The organism is Banduia mediterranea (assembly GCF_031846245.1).
GTDB lineage: Bacteria > Pseudomonadota > Gammaproteobacteria > Nevskiales > Nevskiaceae > Banduia > Banduia mediterranea.
On record NZ_JAVRIC010000001.1, the window covers coordinates 122890 to 142473 of the forward strand.

A 19584-nucleotide genomic window follows, 5' to 3' on the forward strand; every position below is an offset into this window, starting at 1 on the left:
TATCGCGTCGGCCCGTAGGAGAAACAAAATGACAGCTGCAAGTCGGACCCTGCTGGTCCTGCCCCCAGCGGCGCTGGTCACCGCCGCGCTGATTCTGCTGATGGTCAGCCTGATCGAGTTTGCCGACAAGGACCTCGACGACAACAAGCGCATGAAGCTGCCTGACATCGTCATGCCCAGTGCCGAGATCCGCACCCAGCGGCAGATCGAAAAGCCCGACAAGCCCGAGATGGACGACACCCCGCCGCCGGACGTGCCGCAGCAGGACTTCGACAGCATCGACGGCGACGCCGCCGTCGGCCAGCTCAGTGCCCCGGCCAGCGTCAATGCCAATCTCGACCTGAGCATCGGCGCCGGCCTGTCGGTGACCGACGGCGAATACCTGCCGATCGTCAAGGTCGCCCCGAGCTACCCCAGCGCCGCCATGAGCCGCGGCCTGGAAGGCTATGTGATTCTCGAATACACCGTGACCCGGCAAGGCACCGTGCGCGACCCGGTCGTGATCGAATCCTCATCCAGCCTGTTCGAGCGCTCCGCGATCCGTTCCGCCGAACGCTACAAGTACAAGCCCCGCGTGATCGACGGCGAGCCGGTCGAAGTGCCCGGCGTGCGCACCAAGATTTCCTTCAAACTCGCCGAATAGCCCCCGGAGGAACGCCATGACCATCAACCGATTCCTGCCGGCACTGCTCGCCGCTGGCCTGCTGCTGGGCGGCCCGGCATCGGCCGCCAAGGGCGACAACGTCGCCGGCGCCATCGACGCCCGCACCTTCGACCAGCTCATGGAAGCCCAGGAGCTCACCGAAGCCGGCCAGCACAGCGAAGCCCTCAAAGTGCTCGACGGATTAAAAGCCAGCGGCAAGCTCAACGGCTACGCCCAATCGCAGATGTACAACTTCTACGCCTTCATCTACGCCAACCAGGAGAACTACCCCAAGGCCATCGACGCCTACAAGCAGGTCCTGGGTCTGGAAGACGCCACCGAAGGCCTGAAACTCACCGCCAAATACTCGATCGCCCAGATGTACTTTCAGATCGAGGACTACCAGGCCTGTATCCGCTTCATGGAAGACTGGCTCAAGCAGGTCGACACGCCCACGCCGACCGCGCACATCATGCTGGCGCAGGCCTACTACCAGACCGAAGCCTACGACAAGGCCCTGAGCAACGTCTCCACCGCCAGCAAGCTCGAAGCCGCCGCCGGCAAGCCGATTCCCGAATCCTGGCTGCGCCTGACCGCCGCCCTGTACTACGCCAAGAACGACTACGCCAAGACCGCCCGCGTCTACGAAGAACTGATCCGGCGCTATCCCAAGCTCAGCTATCTCAAACAGCTGGCCGGCATGTACAGCGAACTCGGCGAGGAAAAGAAGCGTCTGGCCGCGTACGACGCCGTCTACGAACACGGCGCCCTGGACAAGGAAGCCGAAGTGCTGAATCTGGCCTACATGTACCTGGGCCAGGACGTGCCGTACAAGGCCGGCAAGATCATCGAAGCCGGCATGAACGCCGGGCAGATCGAAAAATCCGCCAAGAACGTCGAAACCCTGGCCAATGCCTGGGCCGCGGCGAGTGAATACAAGAAGGCGGTACCGGCGCTGCAGCAGGCCGCGAAGATGTCCGACAAGGGCCTGCTGTACGCCCGCCTGGCCGGCGTGTACTTCGATGCCGGCGAATACGCCGAAGCGGCCCAGGCCGCACGCGCCGCCGACCAGAAGGGCGGGCTCAAGAACAGCGCCTCGAATCTGATGCTGCTGGGCATGGCCAACTTCAACGACAAGCAGTATGAAGACGCCCTGCAAGCCTTCCGGCGGGCCAAGCAGGACAAGAGCAACTACGCCGCGGCCTCCCAGTGGGAGGACTACACCATGGCCGAAATCCAGCGCATCAAGGCCCTGGAACAGGCCAAATTCGAACTGCAGAAGCGCACCGAACAGACCATCCAGGAACAGCAGGAAGGTGAGGGCGTCATCGAGATGCGGGAGTAGGCGGGCGCCGCTTCACCCGGAACGATCCATGCATTAACGTTCCCCGGCCGGCGGCTCACCGGAACGGGGAACCCTATGCACAGCTTTCGCTACTACGATTTCATGGTCGCTGGCATGGTGGCCGTCCTGCTGTGCTCCAACCTGATCGGACCGGCCAAGGTCTGCGCGATCGACCTGCCTTTGCTCGGCGTGTTCAGCTTCGCTGCCGGCAACCTGTTCTTTCCGATCAGCTACATTTTCGGCGACGTGCTCACCGAGGTGTACGGCTATTCGCGCGCGCGCCGCGCCATCTGGGCCGGTTTCGGCGCGATGGTCTTTGCCACGATCATGAGCCAGATCGTGGTGCGCATGACGCCGGCCGCCAACGAGCCCTACAACGAGGTGCTGCAACCGGCGCTGGAGGTGATCTTCGGTTCCACCCCGCGCATCATCGCGGCCTCGATGATCGCCTACTGGGTTGGTGACTTCGTCAACTCCTTCGTGATGGCAAAGATGAAGGTCTGGACCCAGGGTCGCAAGCTGTGGGCACGCACCATCGGTTCCACCGTGGTCGGGCAGGCCGCCGATTCGCTGATCTTCTATCCGGTGGCGTTCTACGGCGTCTGGAGCAGCGACCAACTGGCGGCCGTGGTGGCGTTCAATTTCGTGTTCAAGGTTTCGCTCGAAGCCGTGCTGACGCCGGTGACCTATCTCGTGGTCGGCTGGCTCAAGCGCAGCGAAGGTGTCGATGTCTACGACGCGCACACCCATTTTTCGCCGTTCTCGCTGCGCGACGAAGGCGAACAGCGCAACTACTGAGACCGGCGCGAGCCCTATCTTTCAGTCGAAGCGTACGCAACTCGGGCTGCGGTCGCGCAACACGGCTTCCTGCTGGAACTGTTGCCGGTAGGCATGGGTGATCACTTCCACGCGCCGATTGAGCTCCGGCGTGTCCGGATGCAGCAAAGTCAGCACCGAAGATGGTTCGTCGGAAACCACACCGTCGCGGTTGCGCCACTGCCCGTAGGCGTCGGTGACGGTGAGTCCTTCGGGAAACTTGGGGGTGACCACTTCATCGAGGAAAGCCTGCCATTCCTCGTCGCTGATCGACCGGCCACCGGGACGCAGGCGCCCGAAGTAGAGCACCTCGCGCGTCCATCGCTGTTCAGCGCTGTCGCAGGCAAAGCCGGGTTCCGGCAGCGCGCGGCTCGGGAACGCGCATGCGCTCAGGGCGGTTGCGCAGAGCAGCCATAGCAGGTGGAGCGCAGCGGGTCGAATCATGGGGGCTTGGCGCCGGTCAGGCCTTGTTGAACACGGGACAGCGTGGAGCGCACGAATGATAGTCTTGCAGACCCCCCGCCACCAGGGCCGGGCGCTGAACCCCGGTCCCGACGTATGACGCTTGCCCGATGAGACAACTCGTGCCGTGTCTGCTCGCGCTGTCGTGCATGCTGAGCCCCGGCATCGGCAGCGCCGCCACGCGTGTGCAGATCGAGGGCCTGAGCGGGGACTTGGCGGACAACGCGCGTGCCGCGCTGGCATTGCAGTCGGCGGTGGAGAGCGGCATGGATCATCCGGGCACCTTGCGGCGCTTGTACCGCCAGGGGGACGAGGAGATCGCCAAGGCCTTGCAGCCATACGGCTACTACACGCCCCGGATCGAATCCAGCCTGGACGGCGATTTCCCTGATGCCGTGGCCACGTTCCGGGTATCGCCGGGTGGCCGCACCACGGTGAGCACCGTCGGCGTGAAGGTCGAGGGCGAGGGACAGGACGATGAATTGCTTCAGGCCCTGATCAAGCGCTTTCCGCTCAAGCCGGGCGATCCGCTGGTTCATGCGCCTTACGAAACCTTCAAGCAGCAGTTTGCGCAGGCAGCGTATGGGCGTGGTTATATCGATGCCGAATTGACGCGCCGCGAGATTCGCATCAATCCGGTGACACAGCAGGCCGAAATCCTGCTGACGCTCAAGACCGGGCGTCGATTCCGCTTTGGTGAAGTGCGTATCGAACAGGATATCCTGCGTGACGAGGTGGTGCGCCGCTACGTGCCGATCGTGCCCGGAGAATGGTTCGATCCGCAGGTGCTGCTCGACACGCAGTTCGCGCTCAGCGATCTCGATTACTACGCGACGGTGGACGTGCAGCCGCTGCGCCAGCAGGCCACCGACGACCGTGTGCCGGTGCTGATTCATGCGGAACCGCGCCCGCGTACCCGCTATGACTACGGCATCGGTTACGGCACCGATACCGGCGCGCGGCTGTCCGCCGGCATCGACCGTCGCTGGCTCAACGATCGCGGCCACAAGCTCGAAAGCGATCTCCAGCTGTCCGAGATCAAGAACGTGATCGGCACCGAGTACAGCCTCCCGCTGGGCATCAAGGCCGGTGAGAAGCTGAGCTTTCCGGCGGCCTACACCGAGGAACAGTTCGAAACCGGCAACAGCACCAAGTACAGCGTCGGCGCCAGCTTGTCGCGCATTCCGGGCGATTGGCAGCGGCGCCTGTACCTGAATTTCGAGCATGAGGAATTCGATTCCGGCGAGAGCCTCGAAAGCACCAACCTGCTGATGCCCGGCGTGGCGCTGAATCGCAGCGAACTCAATGACGAGATCTATCCGACACGCGGATGGTACTTTTTCGTGGACACGCATGGCGCACACGAAAGCGTGATTTCGGACACCAGTTTCGTCCAGGCCAGCACCCTGACTCGTGGCGTGTTTCCACTCGGCGAGCACACCCGGTTTCTGGCGCGCGTGGAATACGGCGCAACCTGGGTCGACGACTTCGGTGTGCTGCCGTCCTCGCAGCGCTTCTTCGCCGGCGGCGACCAGAGCGTGCGCGGCTACGGCTATCAGTCGATCGGTCCGCGCAATGAGGATGGCGATGTCGTCGGCGGCCGTTATCTGGCCACTGCCAGCGCCGAGGTGGAGCGGCTGATCTGGGGCAACATCGGGCTCGCCGCGTTCTATGACATCGGCGGCGCCGACAACAATGCGCTGCCCACGCTGTACAGCGGCGTCGGCCTGGGTTTTCGCTACCGTTCGCCGATCGGCATCATCCGGCTCGATCTGGCCCATCCACTCGATGGGGATTCCAGCGGCATCCGCATCCATTTCGGTATTCGGGTGGGCCTGTGAAGAAAACCACAGCCCCCAATGCCCCGATGAGCCGCGCGCAGCGACTGCGCCGCTGGGCCGCGCGCAGCTGGTACATCATCGCGTTCGGATTCAGCGCGATGCTGGCGCTGAGTCTGGGCTTGACGCTGTGGCTGCTGAGCACCGAGGCCGGCTTGCGCAACGCCCTGGCCGTGGCGCGGCAGTTCACCGGTGGCGCACTGACGGTCGAGCAGGTCGAGGGCCGCCTGCTCACGCCGATGCATCTGAGCGGCGTCCGCTATCGGTCCGGGGGGCTGGAGGTCGAGGTCGACGAGGTCGATCTGGCGATGGACCTGTCGCAGATTCTCAGACTCAATGTGGTGGTCCGCACACTGGAAACCTCGGGTGTGCGCGTCAAGCTGGCGCCGCCGAAACCCGAAGAACCGGAGCCCGAGCCCGGTCAGCCACCCGAGCTGCGTCTGCCGCTCGGTGTTTTCGTCGGCAAGGTCTCGATCGACGATCTGGCCATTCGCAGCGCCGAGGACACGGAGCTGTTCGCGCTGGAGCACGGTGACTTGTCCGGCCACTGGAATCGCGACGACATTCGCATCGATACGCTACAACTGGTGCACGAGGAATACGGCGAAATCGGACTGAGCGCGCAGGCCACGGCATTGGCGGACGGCGTGCTGATCGATGCGCTGGACGTGACCGGGCCGGGCAGGCTTTCGCTCGCCGGCCGCGTGGGTCTGAGCGCGCAGGCCGACAATGATCTGAACCTGAAATGGGACGATCTGCACTGGCCACCGCAAGGCGACCCCAGCATCACCAGCCCGGATGGCCGGCTCAGCGTCCAGGGCACCTGGACCGCGCTGAGTTTCGACGCCGACGCCGGGATCGGGCCGCAGGCACGCATCACCGCCCAGGGCGACTGGTCGCCCGACAACATCGATGCGCACCTGGCCTGGACCGATCTGGCCGATTTCAAGAACCCGTCGCAGTCGATCTGGCGCAGCAGGCGCGGACGCCTGGACGTGACCGGCGTGCCCGAGGACTACCGTTTCGAACTGAACGGAGAGCTGGTGGCGCGTGAGCTGCCGGGCAAGATTGCCGGTGAGGGACAGGGCAATCTGCAAGGCCTGCATTTGCAGCGTTTTGTCCTTGAAGCCCTGCAGGGCTCCCTGACCGCCAAAGGTGATGTCGCCTGGAATCCCGAAGTCAGCGCCCAGCTGAGCCTGCGCGCCCGCAAGCTGGACCCTTCAGCGATCCTCGCCGGCTGGGCCGGCAGCATCAACGGCGATGTGGACTTCAGCCTGGCGATGCCGCAACAGCAGCCGGACGCCCGCTTCACGGTGGCGATCGACGACTCGGTGCTGCGCGACAGGCCGCTGTCGCTGCAGGCTCAGGGGCGCTACAGCGGTGATGCGCTCAATCTGCAGCAGGTGGAGCTGCACAGCGGCCGCACCACATTGACGGCCAGCGGCCGCGCCACGGCGCCCTTCGACCTCAAGGCCGATCTCGACAGCCCCAATCTCGAAGCCTTGTGGCCGGGGCTGGGCGGTCGCGCGAGCCTGCAGGCCAGCCTGCAGGGCGAGCTGCCGATCCCGGGGCTGCAACTGCGCGGTCAATTCGACGACGTGGCCTATCAGGCCTACCGCCTGGCCAGCGCCAGCATCGACGCAGAGGTCTATCCGCAACAGCCGATGACGGTGCGGCTGGATGCCCGCGGCATCGACGTCGGCGAGTCGATCGACAGTCTAGGCCTGACGCTGGACGGCCCCTTGGCCGATCACCGCCTGCAGCTCGACGTGCTGACCGAAAGAGGCACGGTCTCGATGGCGATGGCGGGCGGCTACCAGCCGCAGGCGCAGCGCTGGGACGGAAACCTGCAGGCCCTGAGTGTGGCGCCCGGCAAGGCGCCGCCGTGGACGCTCCAGGCGCCGGCGCCGTTGACGCTGTCGGCGCGCGAAGCCGGGATCGAACGTGCCTGTCTTGGCGGAGACGGCGGCGAAGCCTGCCTGAGCGCGAACTACACCCCGGACGCGACGCAGGCGTCCGTCGACCTCAGCCGTTTCGCCCTGGAATACCTGCGCCCCTTGCTGCCCGAGGACTACGCCTTCCGCGGCGAACTCAGCGGGCAGGCCGATGTGGCACTTGCCGGCAGCACGCTGCGCAGCGCCAATGTCGATCTCAAGACCACCGAATTGCGTCTACGTGTCGGCGCCACGCTGCTGCAGTTGCAGCCCAGCACGCTGATCGCGCACGAGAACGAGCAGGGGCTGGATGTCGATACCCGGATCAATCTCAGCGAAGGCTCGATCATCCTGCAGGCACATGCGCAGCCCGGCGAAGTGCTGGCGCAGCGCGCGCTCGAAGGGAGGCTGGCGATCAACATCCCGGACATGGGCGTTCTGGAGCGGGCTTCGCCGGAAATCGGCGAAGCCAAGGGGGTCTTGAACGGCGCCTTCGATCTCGGTGGCACGCTGGGGCTGCCGGCCGTGAATGGAAAGCTGGCGGTCGATGACGGTTCCATCCGGTTGGAAACGCCGGGCATCGTACTGAGCAATCTGCAGGCCGACGTTCGCGGCACCAGCACCGGCCAGGTTCAGCTGGCGGTCTCGGCCGAATCGGGCAAGGGCACCCTGGAAATCGGCGGCGACATCGATTTCGCGGCGAAGCCACTGGTGGCGGATATCCACATCGGCGGCGACCGATTCCAGGCCGCGAACACGCCGGTCGCCAAGGTCTGGATCGATCCCGATCTGAACGTGCGGCTCGGCGCCAAGGGGCTCGATATCCGCGGCAGCGTCGGCGTGCCGCAGGCGCTGGTCACGCCGGAGCGCTTCAAGGGCGGCGGCGCGAGCTCGCCCTCGTCCGACCAGATCATTCTCGAAGGCGATGGCAGCGAGCCCGAACCGGCGCTGCCGATTCGCGCCGAAGTCACCGTCAAGCTGGGTGAAAAGGTCCGCTTCGAGGGCTACGGGCTGGAATCGCGCTTCAGTGGCTCCCTGACCGTCATCGAACAGCCCGGAAAGCTCACCTCCGCACGCGGCCAGATCAGCATGGTCGATGGCAAATACCAAGCCTATGGCCAGGATCTCACGATCGAGACCGGCCGCCTGATCTACAGCGGCGGACCGGTGGTCGACCCTGCGCTGCAATTGCGCGCCTCGCGCCAGCCGCGCGACAACATCACCGTGGGCGTGATCGTGCGCGGCACGCTGGGCCAGCCGCAGTTCAGCCTTTACTCCGATCCCTCGTCGATGACCCAGCAGGAGCAATTGTCGTGGCTGGTGCTGGGGCGTGGTCTCTCCAGCGGCGGCAGTGACGACGCGGCGCTCGCCAACGCGGCGCTGTCGCTGGGCCTCAAGGGTGGGCAATGGTTCGCCGAAAAGATCGGTGGCGGCATCGGTCTGGATGACCTCAGCGTGGGTTCGGAGCCAGGGCAGACCGCAGATCAGGCGCAGCTCACGATTGGCAAGTACCTGTCACCCAAGCTCTACGTCAGCTATGGCGTCAGCCTGTTCCAGCCCGGCCACACCTTCAAGCTGCGCTATGACCTCGGCAAGGGTTTCTCGGTCGAAACCGAATCTGGGGTCTACAGCGGTGGTGATCTGCTGTATTCGATCGAGAAATGATGGGATCGGGAGGCGTGAGGCATTGCCCAGGCGTCAGGTTTTTGAACCTGAAGCGGATGAAGGGACTCGAACGCCTTGCGCGGTGAGTCCGGTTAACCTGATCTCGCGGACAATCAGTAGTCACGCAGAACTCGGGCGGTGTCCGCCGACGAGGGCATGTATCCCCTATTGCCCCAAGAGCGTCGGCGAAGTGGCTCGGCGCGGCAGGCAATGCATACGCATTGCCGTGACAAGGTGATTGCATTACCATGCCCGCATCCATCCTGTTTTTGATGCGGAGTGCGCCATGTCAGCCACCCTCGAAGTCGAATCGACCTTGACCGACCGCTACCAGACCACGGTGCCGGAAACAGTCCGGCGCGTCTTGCGCCTGAGCAAGCGCGACAAGATTCATTACATCATCCGTCCGAACGGTGAAGTGGTGTTGACCCGCGCTGAAGACGGCGAAGCAGCCGATCCGGTTCTCGGCCAGTTTCTGAGCTACCTCGCGCGCGACCTCGCCAACAGTCCAGAGCGTCTCCAGGCCGTTGACGCTGGACTGGTCCAGCGGCTCAAGTCGCTCGTCGGCGACATCGAGGTTGATCTCGATGCGCCGCTATCGGCGGACGATGAATGACCGGCGGCAAGCCGACACCGCTGGTCATTCATGGCTGGACCGTCTTCGCCCATCCGCTGTTTCTTGCGCAGCTTGAAGCGCTCGCGGACAAGGTCGAGGCACTGAAGCAAAAGGACCCGGTCGGGTACGTCAAGAAGAACGCCAATAAGCGCTTGGCGGCCATCACCAAGCTGGCGTTTGAGGTCATCCCGCAAGACCCGACGCAGCCGGAGTACCGGCAAGGCGGCACGCTCGGCGACGATCACAAGCACTGGTTCCGGGCGAAGTTCTTTCAGCAGTATCGGCTGTTCTTTCGGTATCACGCCCCGAGCAAGATGATCGTGCTCGCCTGGGTCAACGACGAAGACACCAAGCGTGCCTACGAGAGCGGCGACGACGCCTACCGGGTGTTCCGCAAAATGCTCGAAGCCGGCCATCCACCGGATGACTGGAATCAGTTGCTGAGTGAAGCGCGAGCTGAGCTCAAGCGTCTGCAGCAGTTCACGTCCACGGGCGCGAGGTAGCCGTCGCCATAGACAGTCAAAGCGTCCCGTCGCGGACCATCTGATCGAACGCGCTGCGCGCGTTCTGCTGCGCCTTCTGGATGATCTCCGGCTTTATCAAGGCCGCGATCTGGCGCGTCAGCATCACGTCCTCCAGCAGCGTGAGAGAAGGTCGGGGTCAAAGAAGGTCGGGGTCAGGAAGGTCGGGGTCAGGTCTTGCGCCTTGACGCAGCCCGCCGATCCACACCTCGCGCGATCCGGCTTACCGTCGAGTAGTCGAGTAGTGCTACCCGAAGTGCACACCGATCTACGGAAGTTGTCGGTGTCCGCTCTCGTAGGCGTCGCGACCTTCGTCATTGAGGAAGATTGCTTGACGGGCATTGCCGCGCGCCATCACATGATGGATCGCGCCGGGGAATTCGATACGCAGAGGGCGGGCCATGCGGGGAACGTAGCGAAGCCAAAGAAATTTGGCAAGGAACAAGACCTGACCCCGACGTTCGACGTTCCGGACCCCGACGTTCCGTTGGCGAATGGTCGCGCCGGTATCGTGATTTCTGGCGGCGCCTACTTCACTCAGACCGGTAACGTGCTGATACTGGACGCGGAATAGACAAACATGCCTGCAGTTCCTAAATCTCGTACGCTGTACCGAGGTTTTGTGGCAACAACAAATCGTCGGTGTTCAGATCGCCATAGAGCGCCCGAATTGAATCATTGTGCTGTCCGAGGTCGGGACCTTTGGTGCATACGGCTGAACCCCCTCGCCGAAAACGAAAAGGGAAACCCGGCAGGCGAACAGCATCTACGGTCTGTAGCCAATCCCGCGCGGCCAGATGTTCGTCTTGAGACAAATCTTGTGCGTTGAACACAGCGCCAGCCGCGATTCCTTCAGCCTGCAATATCCGCATGGCACTGCGGCAATCCTGGCGGCAGGTCCACGTTCCTATTAATGCGTCGATCTCGTCGTGCCGAGTGCTCCGACCGGACACCGTAGCGTAGCGACCGTCCTGCTCCAGTTCCTTGCCCCCTATGATGCCGGCCAGTTTTCGCCATTGCGCATTGCTCGTAATGCATATGGTTACCCACCGGTCCTTCCCGGAGCAGGGATAGCAGCCCTGCGGCGCATAAAATGCGTGGCGGTTACCCACCAAGAGCGGCTCGGTTCCGCTCGACGACGCCATGGCTATGTATTCGCCAATGAGCCAGCAAGAAGTTTCCGTCTCGGACAGATCGATCCACTGGCCGACCGTGGTGGACTGGCGATGGAATAGCGCCGTGAGCGCGGCACAGAGTCCGAATATGCCATTCAGGACATCCATCTCGCGTATGCGATAGCGTGGGCCGCCCCTGTCATAGGCGGTGAGCGCCTGCATCCCGCTAATCGCCTCTATGGTGCCGCCATATCCAGCATAAGCGGCGTATGGACCGGTAGCGCCAAATGCTGACATGGACAGCATGATGATGTCCGGTTTGATGTCCCGCAAGGTATCGTAGGCGAGCCCCAGCCGCTGCATCACACCGGGACGAGAATTTTCCAGTACGAGATCCGTCGCCGCTACCAGACGCCGACAGAACTCATAGTGATCAGGCCGCTTAAGATCAAGCGTTAATGATTTCTTCCCACGATGCAACTGCCAAAACCGTGGAAATCCATTGATCTTCTGCTTATATCCGCCGCGCATCGAGTCGACTCGGCCGGGATACTCCACCTTGATGACCTCTGCGCCGAAGTCCGCCATCACTCGGGCAGCGTGCGGCCCTGCCCAGTCGTGAGAAAAATCCAGAATTCGTAAGCCTTGCAGAGGAGCGGCGACTGGTTGTTCTGTGCCATGAGCGGGCACAGGAACGGGAACGGGCACCGCTTGCTCGTGCATGCCCGCATTGCGCCAACGTGATACTTGGCTGCGAAAAGGCGCGCCGGGAATGCGGCATTTACGGCCGTCCGGTAACTGCGCATCTTGGAAGAAGTCACGCGCTTCATGCTGCGGGTCTGCGAGGACTTCACATACAGAAGCCAAGGGTGACCATGCCAGCCCGCGCTCCTGTCCGAGTAAGAACAACTGCTTTTTTGCCTTGCTCGCAAGCCAGGGCCGGAGCAGGGCTTCGAAAGCCTTGCGATTCACCAGCCTCTGTTCAACATCAGCGAAGCGGGGCTGGAGCAGCTCTGGAACATCGAACTGCTCGATGGCTCCAACCCAGTTGCGTACTGGTCCACCAACGATTGCAACTTCACCATCCGCGCAGGGGTACGTACGCCACGGCACCATTCCATGCTCGTCGCCGTTGCGACGGGGCACGGCGCCGCTATGAAGGTGGTCGGCAATCGCGGTCTCGTAGTTCTCCAACGCCGATTCATGCACTGACAGGTCAATGAAATCACCGATCCCATCGCGGCCGCGGCGAAGCAGCGCCATCAGGCTAGCGGCATAGGCATTGAGACCACCGGACAATTCACAGATCCTCGGCCGGGCATTTAGCGGTTCGCGCTGACCATGGCCAGTGCTGTGCATTAGGCCACTCATCGCATACAGCGTGATGTCCTCAGCCTGATAGTGCTGGTAAGGCCCGCTCAGGCCGAACGAAGAGATTCGGCAAGTGATCAGACGCGGATGACGCTGAGCGAGCGCTGCGGCAGCCAATCCGAACGGATCACTGGCTTCAACGGCTCGGGCATCGATCAGCAGGTCAACGGATTCCAGCAACCTATGCAGAACATCCGCTGCCTCGGGCACCTGCCAGTCAAAATCCAGTCGGCCCTGTTCGATCTCAAACCACAGCATCTCCTCAGGCGAGTGTAGCGCCGGCTCGAAGCCGGGCGTGGCCATCGCTTGAACCGTGGCACCGAAGCCGCGCAAGAGCTTGCTGCAGTAAGCAGCGGCAACCCGGCTGCCAATTCGCAGCACGCGGATATGGTTCAATGTCCCCATCACTGCTGTCCAGTTAATACCCGAATAGATTCAACTGGTTGCTGGTCTCGTCCAGTTCGGAATTGTGGCGATGCCCAAGAAATGCCTGCTGGATGGGCATTTTCTCGAACAGGGTGAGCGAGAAAATCTGTAGCAAAGTGTAGAGCGAGGCATCCAGGTCGAGCCGCTTCTTGACGATGGCGACGAGCACATAGACCGACACGGCGATCCAGATCTGAGTCTTCACTGCATTCTCGGAGTTCCCGAGAAACCGCTTGATCCGAAGGTGTTGCTTGATCCACTTGAAGAACAACTCGACTTGCCAGCGCTGCTTGTACAGCGAGCAGATGGTCGATGCGGGAAAGGTGAACTGGTTGGTCAGAAAGATCAGCGTCTTGTCGGTTTCGGGGTCTTTGAAGCGGACGCGGCGCAGATGATCGGGATAATCCTTGGCCGAGTATTGACCATCGAGCGCGATGGTCTGGTCGCAGACAATTCCTGCGATACGATCCGTGGGCGCCGAATAGACACGATGGAAATCCATATTGGACTTGGCTCGTGTCACGAAGAAGCTGCCAGCCCGGTGCATGACATGCAAGCGGGAGAAGTCCACGTAGCCCCAATCCATCACGTAAATGGCGCCGGCCTCCAGAACCAGCAGGTCGAGCACATTGACGTCGTGAAGCTTGCCGTTGGACATGAGTTGGGAAAACAGGGTCTTGCCAGAATTCATCGCCGCCTCCGGAGGAATTTCCGGCAGGCTGCATCAATACGGCGTTCAAATTGGCACCACCCAGTTTCACGTCTAACCTCTTGTCAGAACAGCAGATTTATCGAAGATGACTATCAGTTAACTGGACAGCAGTGAAAACCCGTAACTACTCACCCGTTTCAGCGTAGAGCTGACCGGAAAGCGCGAATTGGATAGCGACGAGGGGATTGTATCCGCGGTTGGCCATGGTCTGCAGGTAGCTGGAGATGCGGCAATAGGCTTGGGCGTACGCCCGGTTGCGAAAGCAACCGGAGACTTTCTGCTCAAGGTCGGGGCCACAAGGTCGGGGTCAGGTCTTGCGCCTTGACGCAGCCCGCCAATCCACACCTCGCGCGATCCGGCTTACCGTCGAGTAGTCGAGTAGTGCAACCCGAAGTGCGCACCGATCTGCGGAAGTTGTCGGTATCCGCTCTCGTAGGCGTCGCGATCTTCGTCATTGAGGAAGATTGCTTGACGGGCATTGCCGCGCGCCATCACATGATGGATCGCGCCGGGAAATTCGATACGCAGAGGGCGGGCCATGCGGGGAACGTAGCGAAGCCAAAGAAATTTGGCAAGGAACAAGACCTGACCCCCAGGGCTGCGTGTTGGCGTTGCACCGCGCATCGATGCACGGTAGTTTCCGAGGCACACACTCGGCGGGGGCCGTCGTGATCATCCAACTTCATTCCAGCTTTCTCAGCTTCGGTTACCTCGCGGCGTCAAGAGCAGCTCGGCCAACCAGGCGCTCCAGCCGACGTATTTGCCTCCGCTTCGCTACGGCAAATCCGCGGCTGAGCTAGGGCGTTGGGCTTATAAAATCTCCCGTCCGTGCCGAGCGGTTCTCAGCACATTTTTAGGAGTTTCTACCATGAAGCGTTTATCAGTTTTTCTTGCAGCCGCAGTAATGTCCGGTTCTGTTTTCGCCGATACCTACGTTCAGGGTTACACCAAGAAGGACGGCACGTATGTGCAGGGTCACTACCGCAGCAGCCCTGACCAAAATCGATACAACAATCGCAGTTCACAAAGTTTCGGCGGCACACAGCGCGACGAATTCAGTAATGGCGGAGGCGCCACGAACAAGCGCAACTCCAGCTACGGCGCTTACGACAACGACCGTGACGGCCTCTACAACAGTTACGACCCTAAGCCAGAGTCAAAAAGCAACTGCTATCCAGGCACTTACGGTTGCTAAAAAGCCGCCCAACGAATAGGGATAGATTAAAGTGAAAAGGGGACAGATTTATTTTTTGGATTCAACCTGCCTACCAGCTAACCAGAAAATAAATCTGTTCCCTTTTTTCGAGCAAAGGGGAGTTGTCTTATGTTGAGAAAAATCGCTTCGGTAGTGCTGCTGGCTTTGCTGGCTGGCTGCGCCACACACAACGTGCAGCTTTACGGACCCATTGACACTTCGAATAAAACCGTCACGGTTCCACCTGGCTCAGAAGGATTGAAGGGCAAATTGAAACAGGCATTGGCAAACGACGGTTGGAAACTCATCGTCTATAGGGGCCCTTCGGTCACAGAGGGTGAGGTTGGGGAAAAAACCAAAATCGAGCACTACGACACATTCAATTCAAGATATAGGCTTATCACCTCCTCTTACCAGTTCGATCTATGCATCAATGGCCTCACACCAGCCATTAAGTACGACATATCGTTCATTGATAACAAGTCGGGGGCGGAGGTTTTCACGATTAATGGTCGTGGTTGCGAACCCGATGCAGTAGAGAAATTCATGAATGCACTGCGAGGCAAAGACAAATAATGCATAACATTGAAGTGAAAAGGGGACCGGTGAAAAGGGGACAGATTTATTTTTTGGATTCAACCTGCCTACCAGCTAACCAGAAAATAAATCTGTCCCCTTTTTTTCTAAAGAAATTTGGCAAGGAACAAGACCTGACCCTGACGTCCGATTCGGCCGACGCGCGAGAGACCGCGACCTACTTCTTGCCCTTCTCAGCCTCCTTCCGAATCGTCCCGATCTTTTTATCGGAGCGCGTATCCCGACCCGTATTCGGATCGCGGATTGTACCGGGGGGAAGGCCGTGCTTCTTCTCGTGACTACCCACGGTCTGATCACTACGATCTCTTCTTGTCATGACGCATGCCTCATAGGTTGGTTCAAATGGGCCGCTTCGTAGGGGAAACCAAGCGGACCGTGGCGTCAAGTGTGCATCATTCGCACCTCCGACGAGACAGATAGTATCTCCAAATTCTATGATAGTCTAGGACGATAGATTTCAACGGAGAATGACGTGCCTCGGAAGCCAGGAGATGGGAACTACACCCTGCGGGAGAAGCGGCTGATCGCCGAGAAGAAGGCGCTCGAAGCGGACAACAAGGCGAAGGACGCTAAGCTGAAGGCCAAGGATGCCAGGATCGCGGAGTTACGAGCCAAACTTGGCGGGTAACTGCTCTCTCAGTGACGCCCAACGCCGAGCTTCAGCCGCGGCTGCGCTCGCAAGGTCGGGGTCAGGTCTTGCGCCTTGACGCAGCCCGCCGATCCACACCTCGCGCGATCCGGCTTACCGTCGAGTAGTCGAGTAGTGCGACCCGAAGTGCGCACCGATCTGCGGAAGTTGTCGGTGTCCGCTCTCGTAGGCGTCGCGATCTTCGTCATTGAGGAAGATTGCTTGACGGGCATTGCCGCGCGCCATCACATGATGGATCGCGCCGAGGAATTCGATGCGTAGAGGACGGGCCATCCGGGGAACGTAGCGAAGCCAAAGAAATTTGGCAAGGAACAAGACCTGACCCCGACGTTCTTGATTTCCTCCCGAAGATCATCGGCCATACGGTGTGCAAGCCACTCATTCGCTTCAAGGCGGTCGTAGTGGTCTTCCGGCGCGTGATGAAATTCTTTTCGGAAATCCTTCATTGCATCTTCGCGAATCTCCGGAATACGACTGTGCAGCCTCGACGCGTAATCAACAGAGACATTTCCAGTGTCCGTATACATGTCCCTTAAATTACCGCTGAATTGACCCTGCAACCCACCGCTTGGGCCGGCCATTGGATTGCCTATGCTCAAGCCGAGATTGGCGCCGACGCTGCCGCCCAATTCTTTGGTCCGCTGTTCCCCGTCCGTCGCCTCCAAATGAACACCTCGCCCTGCAGTGATCGCCTGACTCGCATTCACGATTAGGGAGGACATCGTCTCATCGTCTTTCTCGCCCGTCATGATGTCGGCAAGGTCGGGGTCAGGTCTTGCGCCTTGACGCAGCCCGCCGATCCACACCTCGCGCGATCCGGCTTACCGTCGAGTAGTCGAGTAGTGCGACCCGAAGTGCGCACCGATCTGCGGAAGTTGTCGGTGTCCGCTCTCGTAGGCGTCGCGATCTTCGTCATTGAGGAAGATTGCTTGACGGGCATTGCCGCGCGCCATCACATGATGGATCGCGCCGGGGAATTCGATACGCAGAGGGCGGGCCATGCGGGGGAACGCACAAGTGGGGTCAGGTCTTGCGCTTTGACGAGGGTCGCCGATCAATACCTTGAATAGTGCAGACCGGAGAGCGCGCCGATCTGAGAAAAGGTGCGGCAAGGAACAAGACCTGACCCGAATGGCGCTTACTTCCAATCAACCGGGCGCGCGACGAACGCCGACAGTTCAGGAGAAACCTCGGCTCACCGTTCAAGCAACATGCTGTTGCCGAGCACCCGTGACCTTGTGCGCATCCACGGCCGCAATGCGGCGCAGGTATTCAGGTGAGAAATCGTCGGTCTGGATGGCGTCGAGGCGCGCCTTTTCGTAGTCGTCCAGCACCTGGGACTGCTCGGCGGTGATTCGGCCGTTGGCAATCGCGTTCTTCAGGCGTTCTGCCTGGGTGTCTCCCGGCGCCTCGCCGTCTTGCGCGGCGCTGTCGAGCAGGTCGGTGACGGCGGCGGCTTCGTGCAGCAGCGTGAAGGCGCGTTCCATGCGGCCAACGGGGTCGTCTGCGCCGCCGGTGGTGTAGACCGATTGGCTGAGGCGATCGCGCAGCGCGCTCGGCAGCATTATGTGTTCGGCCAGTTCTGCGGTCAGCGTATCGGACGGCTCGCGATGCGAACGGCCCAAAGGGAACACCAGGCGGCGCATCACGCCGGCGGCAAGGCGGTTCGGGAAGTTGGCGAAGAAACCTTCGAACGCGAGTCCGATCTGCGACAGGCAGTGCTGCAAGGCCCAGTGGGCATAGGGCAGGTCTTCTTCCGGCTCGCCTTCGTCACGGTGGTACTTGAGCACGGCGGAGGCCATGTACAGGTGCGACAACACGTCGCCGAGGCGCGCGGACAGGCGTTCCTTGCGCTTGAGGTCTCCGCCCAGGAGACCCATGGTCACGTCGGAGACGATGGCGAGCGAGGCGGACATCCGTTCGAGCTGCCGGTAGTACGGGGCCAGGGGACCGCTCAGCGGTGCGCACGCAAGGCCGGCGCCGCTGAGGCCCAGGCTGAGTGCGCGCACGGCACGATTGATCGAATAGCCCAGGTGCGCCCATAACGTCTGGTCGAAGGCTTCGAGGTCGTCGTGTCTTGAGGCTTCCATTTCCTTCAGCACGTAGGGATGGCAGCGGATTGCACCCTGGCCGAAGATCATCAGATTGCGGACCAGGATGTTGGCGCCTTCCACGGTGATCGCCACCGGCGCGGCCTGGTAGGCGGAGGCCAGGTAGTTGCGCGGGCCCTGCTGGATGCCGCGCCCGCCGTGCACGTCCATCGCGTCGGCGACGATGCGGCGCATCAGTTCGGTCATGTGGTATTTGGCGATCGCGGTGACCACGCCCGGCGCGCAATGGTCCACCGCAGAACTGGTGAGCACGCGCGTGGCTTCCATCAGGTAGGTCAGCCCGGCGATGCGGCCGGTGGCTTCCTGCACGCCCTCGAACTTGCCCACGGGCAGGCGAAACTGGGTTCGAATGCCTGCGTAGGCTCCGGTCATGCGGTAGGCGGTCTGCGCGGTTGCGGCGGCCAGTGCCGGCAGCGAGATGCCGCGACCGGCGGACAGACATTCCACCAGCATGCGCCAACCGCGACCGGCATTGGCGGGGCCGCCAATGATCCAGTCCAGCGGCACGAACACGTCCTTGCCGAAGATCGGGCCGTTCATGAAGGCGGAGCCGGGGTAGTGGCGGCGGCCAATCTCGACGCCAGGGTGGTTCGCCGGCACCAGCACGCAGGTGATGCCGTAGTCCACCCGCGACTTGTCGCCAAGCAGGCCTTCCGGATCGCCGAGTTTGAAAGCCAGGCCGACCACGGTGGCAATCGGCGCCAGCGTGATCCAGCGCTTGGAGAAGCTGAGGCGGATGCCGAGGGTGCGGCGGCCCTCGAGTTCGCCGTAGCAAACCTCGCCATGGTCCGGCATGGCGGTGGCGTCGGAGCCGGCTTCGGGTCCGGTCAGGCCGAGGCAGGGAATCTCCCGGCCGGACACCAGCCCCGGCAGCCATTGTTTCTTCTGCTCGGGCGTGCCATAGATCATCAGCAGTTCGCCCGGCCCCAGGGAATTCGGAACCATGACGGTGACAGCCACGGCGATCGAGCGCGTGGCGATGCGCGTGACCACTTCCGATTGGGCGCGCGCGGAGAAACCGAGCCCGCCGTGCTTCTTGTCGATCAGCATCGCCAGAAAGCGCTGTTCGCGGATGTAGTCCATGACCGGAGCCGGAATCTCGCGCAGTTCGAAGTCGATCTGCCAGTCGTTGATCATTGCGCACAGCGTGGCGCACTGATTGTCGAGGAAGGCCTGTTCTTCTTCGGTGTATTCGGTACGCGGAAAGTCGAGCAACTGCTTCCAGTCGGGGCGGCCGCGAAACATCTCGGTTTCCCACCAGGTGTCGCCGGCCTCCAGTGCATCGCGCTCGGTCTGCGACATCTCGGGCATCACGGCCTTGAAGCGTTCGAACAGACCGCGCGTGAGCACGCCGCGTCGCAGCGGAACAATGTTGAACACCAGCAACAACAGCAGTGGCACACCCAGTATCGCGGCGCCCACGGTACCGAGCAGACCGGTGACCAGCAGCGCGGCATAGGCCACGGTGACCACGGCGGTCCAGACCAGCAAGGGCGCGCCGATGTAGGCCAGCGTCCAACTCAGCGCCAGCACCACCAGCGTGACGGTAAGGCTCAACATCCCGATTC

18 protein-coding genes and 1 pseudogene are annotated in these 19584 nt (G+C 61.7%); 10 read left to right on the forward strand and 9 right to left on the reverse strand.

Annotated features, from left to right (window positions below; translation table 11 throughout):
* The first annotated feature begins 28 nt into the window (after positions 1–28).
* The 3 genes from RM530_RS00565 to RM530_RS00575 all read left to right on the forward strand — a co-directional run bounded on the left by RM530_RS00565 (position 29) and on the right by RM530_RS00575 (position 2786).
* On the forward strand, positions 29–643 hold the full coding sequence (locus RM530_RS00565) for an energy transducer TonB (RefSeq protein ID WP_311363253.1): 615 nt from the start codon (positions 29–31) through the stop codon (positions 641–643).
* Positions 644–659: 16 nt separating this feature from the next.
* Positions 660–1988 (forward strand): tetratricopeptide repeat protein, encoded by a 1329-nt coding sequence (locus RM530_RS00570; RefSeq protein ID WP_311363254.1) that lies wholly within the window; start codon positions 660–662, stop codon positions 1986–1988.
* Positions 1989–2063: 75 nt separating this feature from the next.
* On the forward strand, positions 2064–2786 hold the full coding sequence (locus RM530_RS00575; protein WP_311363255.1) for a queuosine precursor transporter: 723 nt from the start codon (positions 2064–2066) through the stop codon (positions 2784–2786).
* A 21-nt stretch (positions 2787–2807) separates the two neighbouring features.
* Here RM530_RS00575 and RM530_RS00580 read toward each other — a convergent pair whose 3' ends face one another.
* Positions 2808–3248 carry a DUF3574 domain-containing protein gene (locus RM530_RS00580; protein WP_311363256.1) on the reverse strand — a complete coding sequence of 147 codons (441 nt, stop codon included), beginning with the start codon at positions 3246–3248 and terminating at the stop codon, positions 2808–2810.
* A 128-nt stretch (positions 3249–3376) separates the two neighbouring features.
* Here RM530_RS00580 and RM530_RS00585 point away from each other — a divergent pair, with 128 nt between their 5' ends.
* From RM530_RS00585 to RM530_RS00600, 4 genes are all read left to right on the forward strand, one after another.
* Complete coding sequence (locus RM530_RS00585) at positions 3377–5107, forward strand: autotransporter assembly complex protein TamA (protein ID WP_311363257.1); 1731 nt, start codon at positions 3377–3379, stop codon at positions 5105–5107.
* Positions 5104–8703 (forward strand): translocation/assembly module TamB domain-containing protein, encoded by a 3600-nt coding sequence (locus tag RM530_RS00590; protein WP_311363258.1) that lies wholly within the window; start codon positions 5104–5106, stop codon positions 8701–8703. The genes RM530_RS00585 and RM530_RS00590 overlap by 4 nt, the downstream gene beginning before the upstream one ends.
* Before the next feature lie 286 nt (positions 8704–8989).
* The gene (locus tag RM530_RS00595; RefSeq protein WP_311363259.1) at positions 8990–9319 is read left to right on the forward strand and encodes a type II toxin-antitoxin system PrlF family antitoxin; all 330 of its coding nucleotides are present in this window, start codon (positions 8990–8992) and stop codon (positions 9317–9319) included.
* A complete protein-coding gene (locus RM530_RS00600) occupies positions 9316–9822 on the forward strand; it encodes a type II toxin-antitoxin system YhaV family toxin (RefSeq protein ID WP_311363260.1) in 507 nt (168 codons plus the stop codon). The genes RM530_RS00595 and RM530_RS00600 overlap by 4 nt, the downstream gene beginning before the upstream one ends.
* Positions 9823–10108: 286 nt before the next feature.
* Here the strand turns inward: RM530_RS00600 and RM530_RS00605 are convergent, their stop codons facing one another.
* From RM530_RS00605 to RM530_RS18890, 4 genes are all read right to left on the reverse strand, one after another.
* On the reverse strand, positions 10109–10243 hold the full coding sequence (locus tag RM530_RS00605) for a hypothetical protein (protein ID WP_311363261.1): 135 nt from the start codon (positions 10241–10243) through the stop codon (positions 10109–10111).
* 190 nt (positions 10244–10433) lie between these two features.
* The gene (locus RM530_RS00610; protein WP_311363262.1) at positions 10434–12731 is read right to left on the reverse strand and encodes a CaiB/BaiF CoA transferase family protein; all 2298 of its coding nucleotides are present in this window, start codon (positions 12729–12731) and stop codon (positions 10434–10436) included.
* A gap of 13 nt (positions 12732–12744) precedes the next feature.
* On the reverse strand, positions 12745–13443 hold the full coding sequence (locus RM530_RS00615; RefSeq protein WP_432276063.1) for an IS4 family transposase: 699 nt from the start codon (positions 13441–13443) through the stop codon (positions 12745–12747).
* A 381-nt stretch (positions 13444–13824) separates the two neighbouring features.
* Positions 13825–14004: a hypothetical protein gene (locus tag RM530_RS18890; RefSeq protein WP_311363263.1), complete on the reverse strand. Its 180-nt coding sequence runs from the start codon at positions 14002–14004 to the stop codon at positions 13825–13827.
* Positions 14005–14332: 328 nt separating this feature from the next.
* On the opposite strand from RM530_RS18890, the gene RM530_RS00625 reads away from it, so the two are divergent.
* The 3 genes from RM530_RS00625 to RM530_RS00635 all read left to right on the forward strand — a co-directional run bounded on the left by RM530_RS00625 (position 14333) and on the right by RM530_RS00635 (position 15884).
* Positions 14333–14659: a hypothetical protein gene (locus RM530_RS00625; protein ID WP_311363264.1), complete on the forward strand. Its 327-nt coding sequence runs from the start codon at positions 14333–14335 to the stop codon at positions 14657–14659.
* Between the two features lie 129 nt (positions 14660–14788).
* Positions 14789–15235 (forward strand): hypothetical protein, encoded by a 447-nt coding sequence (locus RM530_RS00630; RefSeq protein ID WP_311363265.1) that lies wholly within the window; start codon positions 14789–14791, stop codon positions 15233–15235.
* A gap of 493 nt (positions 15236–15728) precedes the next feature.
* Positions 15729–15884 (forward strand): hypothetical protein, encoded by a 156-nt coding sequence (locus RM530_RS00635; RefSeq protein ID WP_311363266.1) that lies wholly within the window; start codon positions 15729–15731, stop codon positions 15882–15884.
* A gap of 195 nt (positions 15885–16079) precedes the next feature.
* Here the strand turns inward: RM530_RS00635 and RM530_RS18560 are convergent.
* From RM530_RS18560 to RM530_RS00655, 4 genes and pseudogenes are all read right to left on the reverse strand, one after another.
* Positions 16080–16160 (reverse strand): annotated as a pseudogene (locus RM530_RS18560) (transposase); the annotation flags it as partial.
* Positions 16130–16711 (reverse strand): hypothetical protein, encoded by a 582-nt coding sequence (locus RM530_RS00645; protein WP_311363268.1) that lies wholly within the window; start codon positions 16709–16711, stop codon positions 16130–16132. The pseudogene RM530_RS18560 and the gene RM530_RS00645, both read right to left, overlap by 31 nt.
* A 15-nt stretch (positions 16712–16726) precedes the next feature.
* On the reverse strand, positions 16727–16906 hold the full coding sequence (locus RM530_RS18895) for a hypothetical protein (protein WP_311363269.1): 180 nt from the start codon (positions 16904–16906) through the stop codon (positions 16727–16729).
* Positions 16907–17107: 201 nt separating this feature from the next.
* Positions 17108–19576, reverse strand: a complete 2469-nt coding sequence (locus RM530_RS00655; protein ID WP_311363270.1) for an acyl-CoA dehydrogenase — start codon at positions 19574–19576, stop codon at positions 17108–17110.
* Positions 19577–19584: the final 8 nt, after the last annotated feature.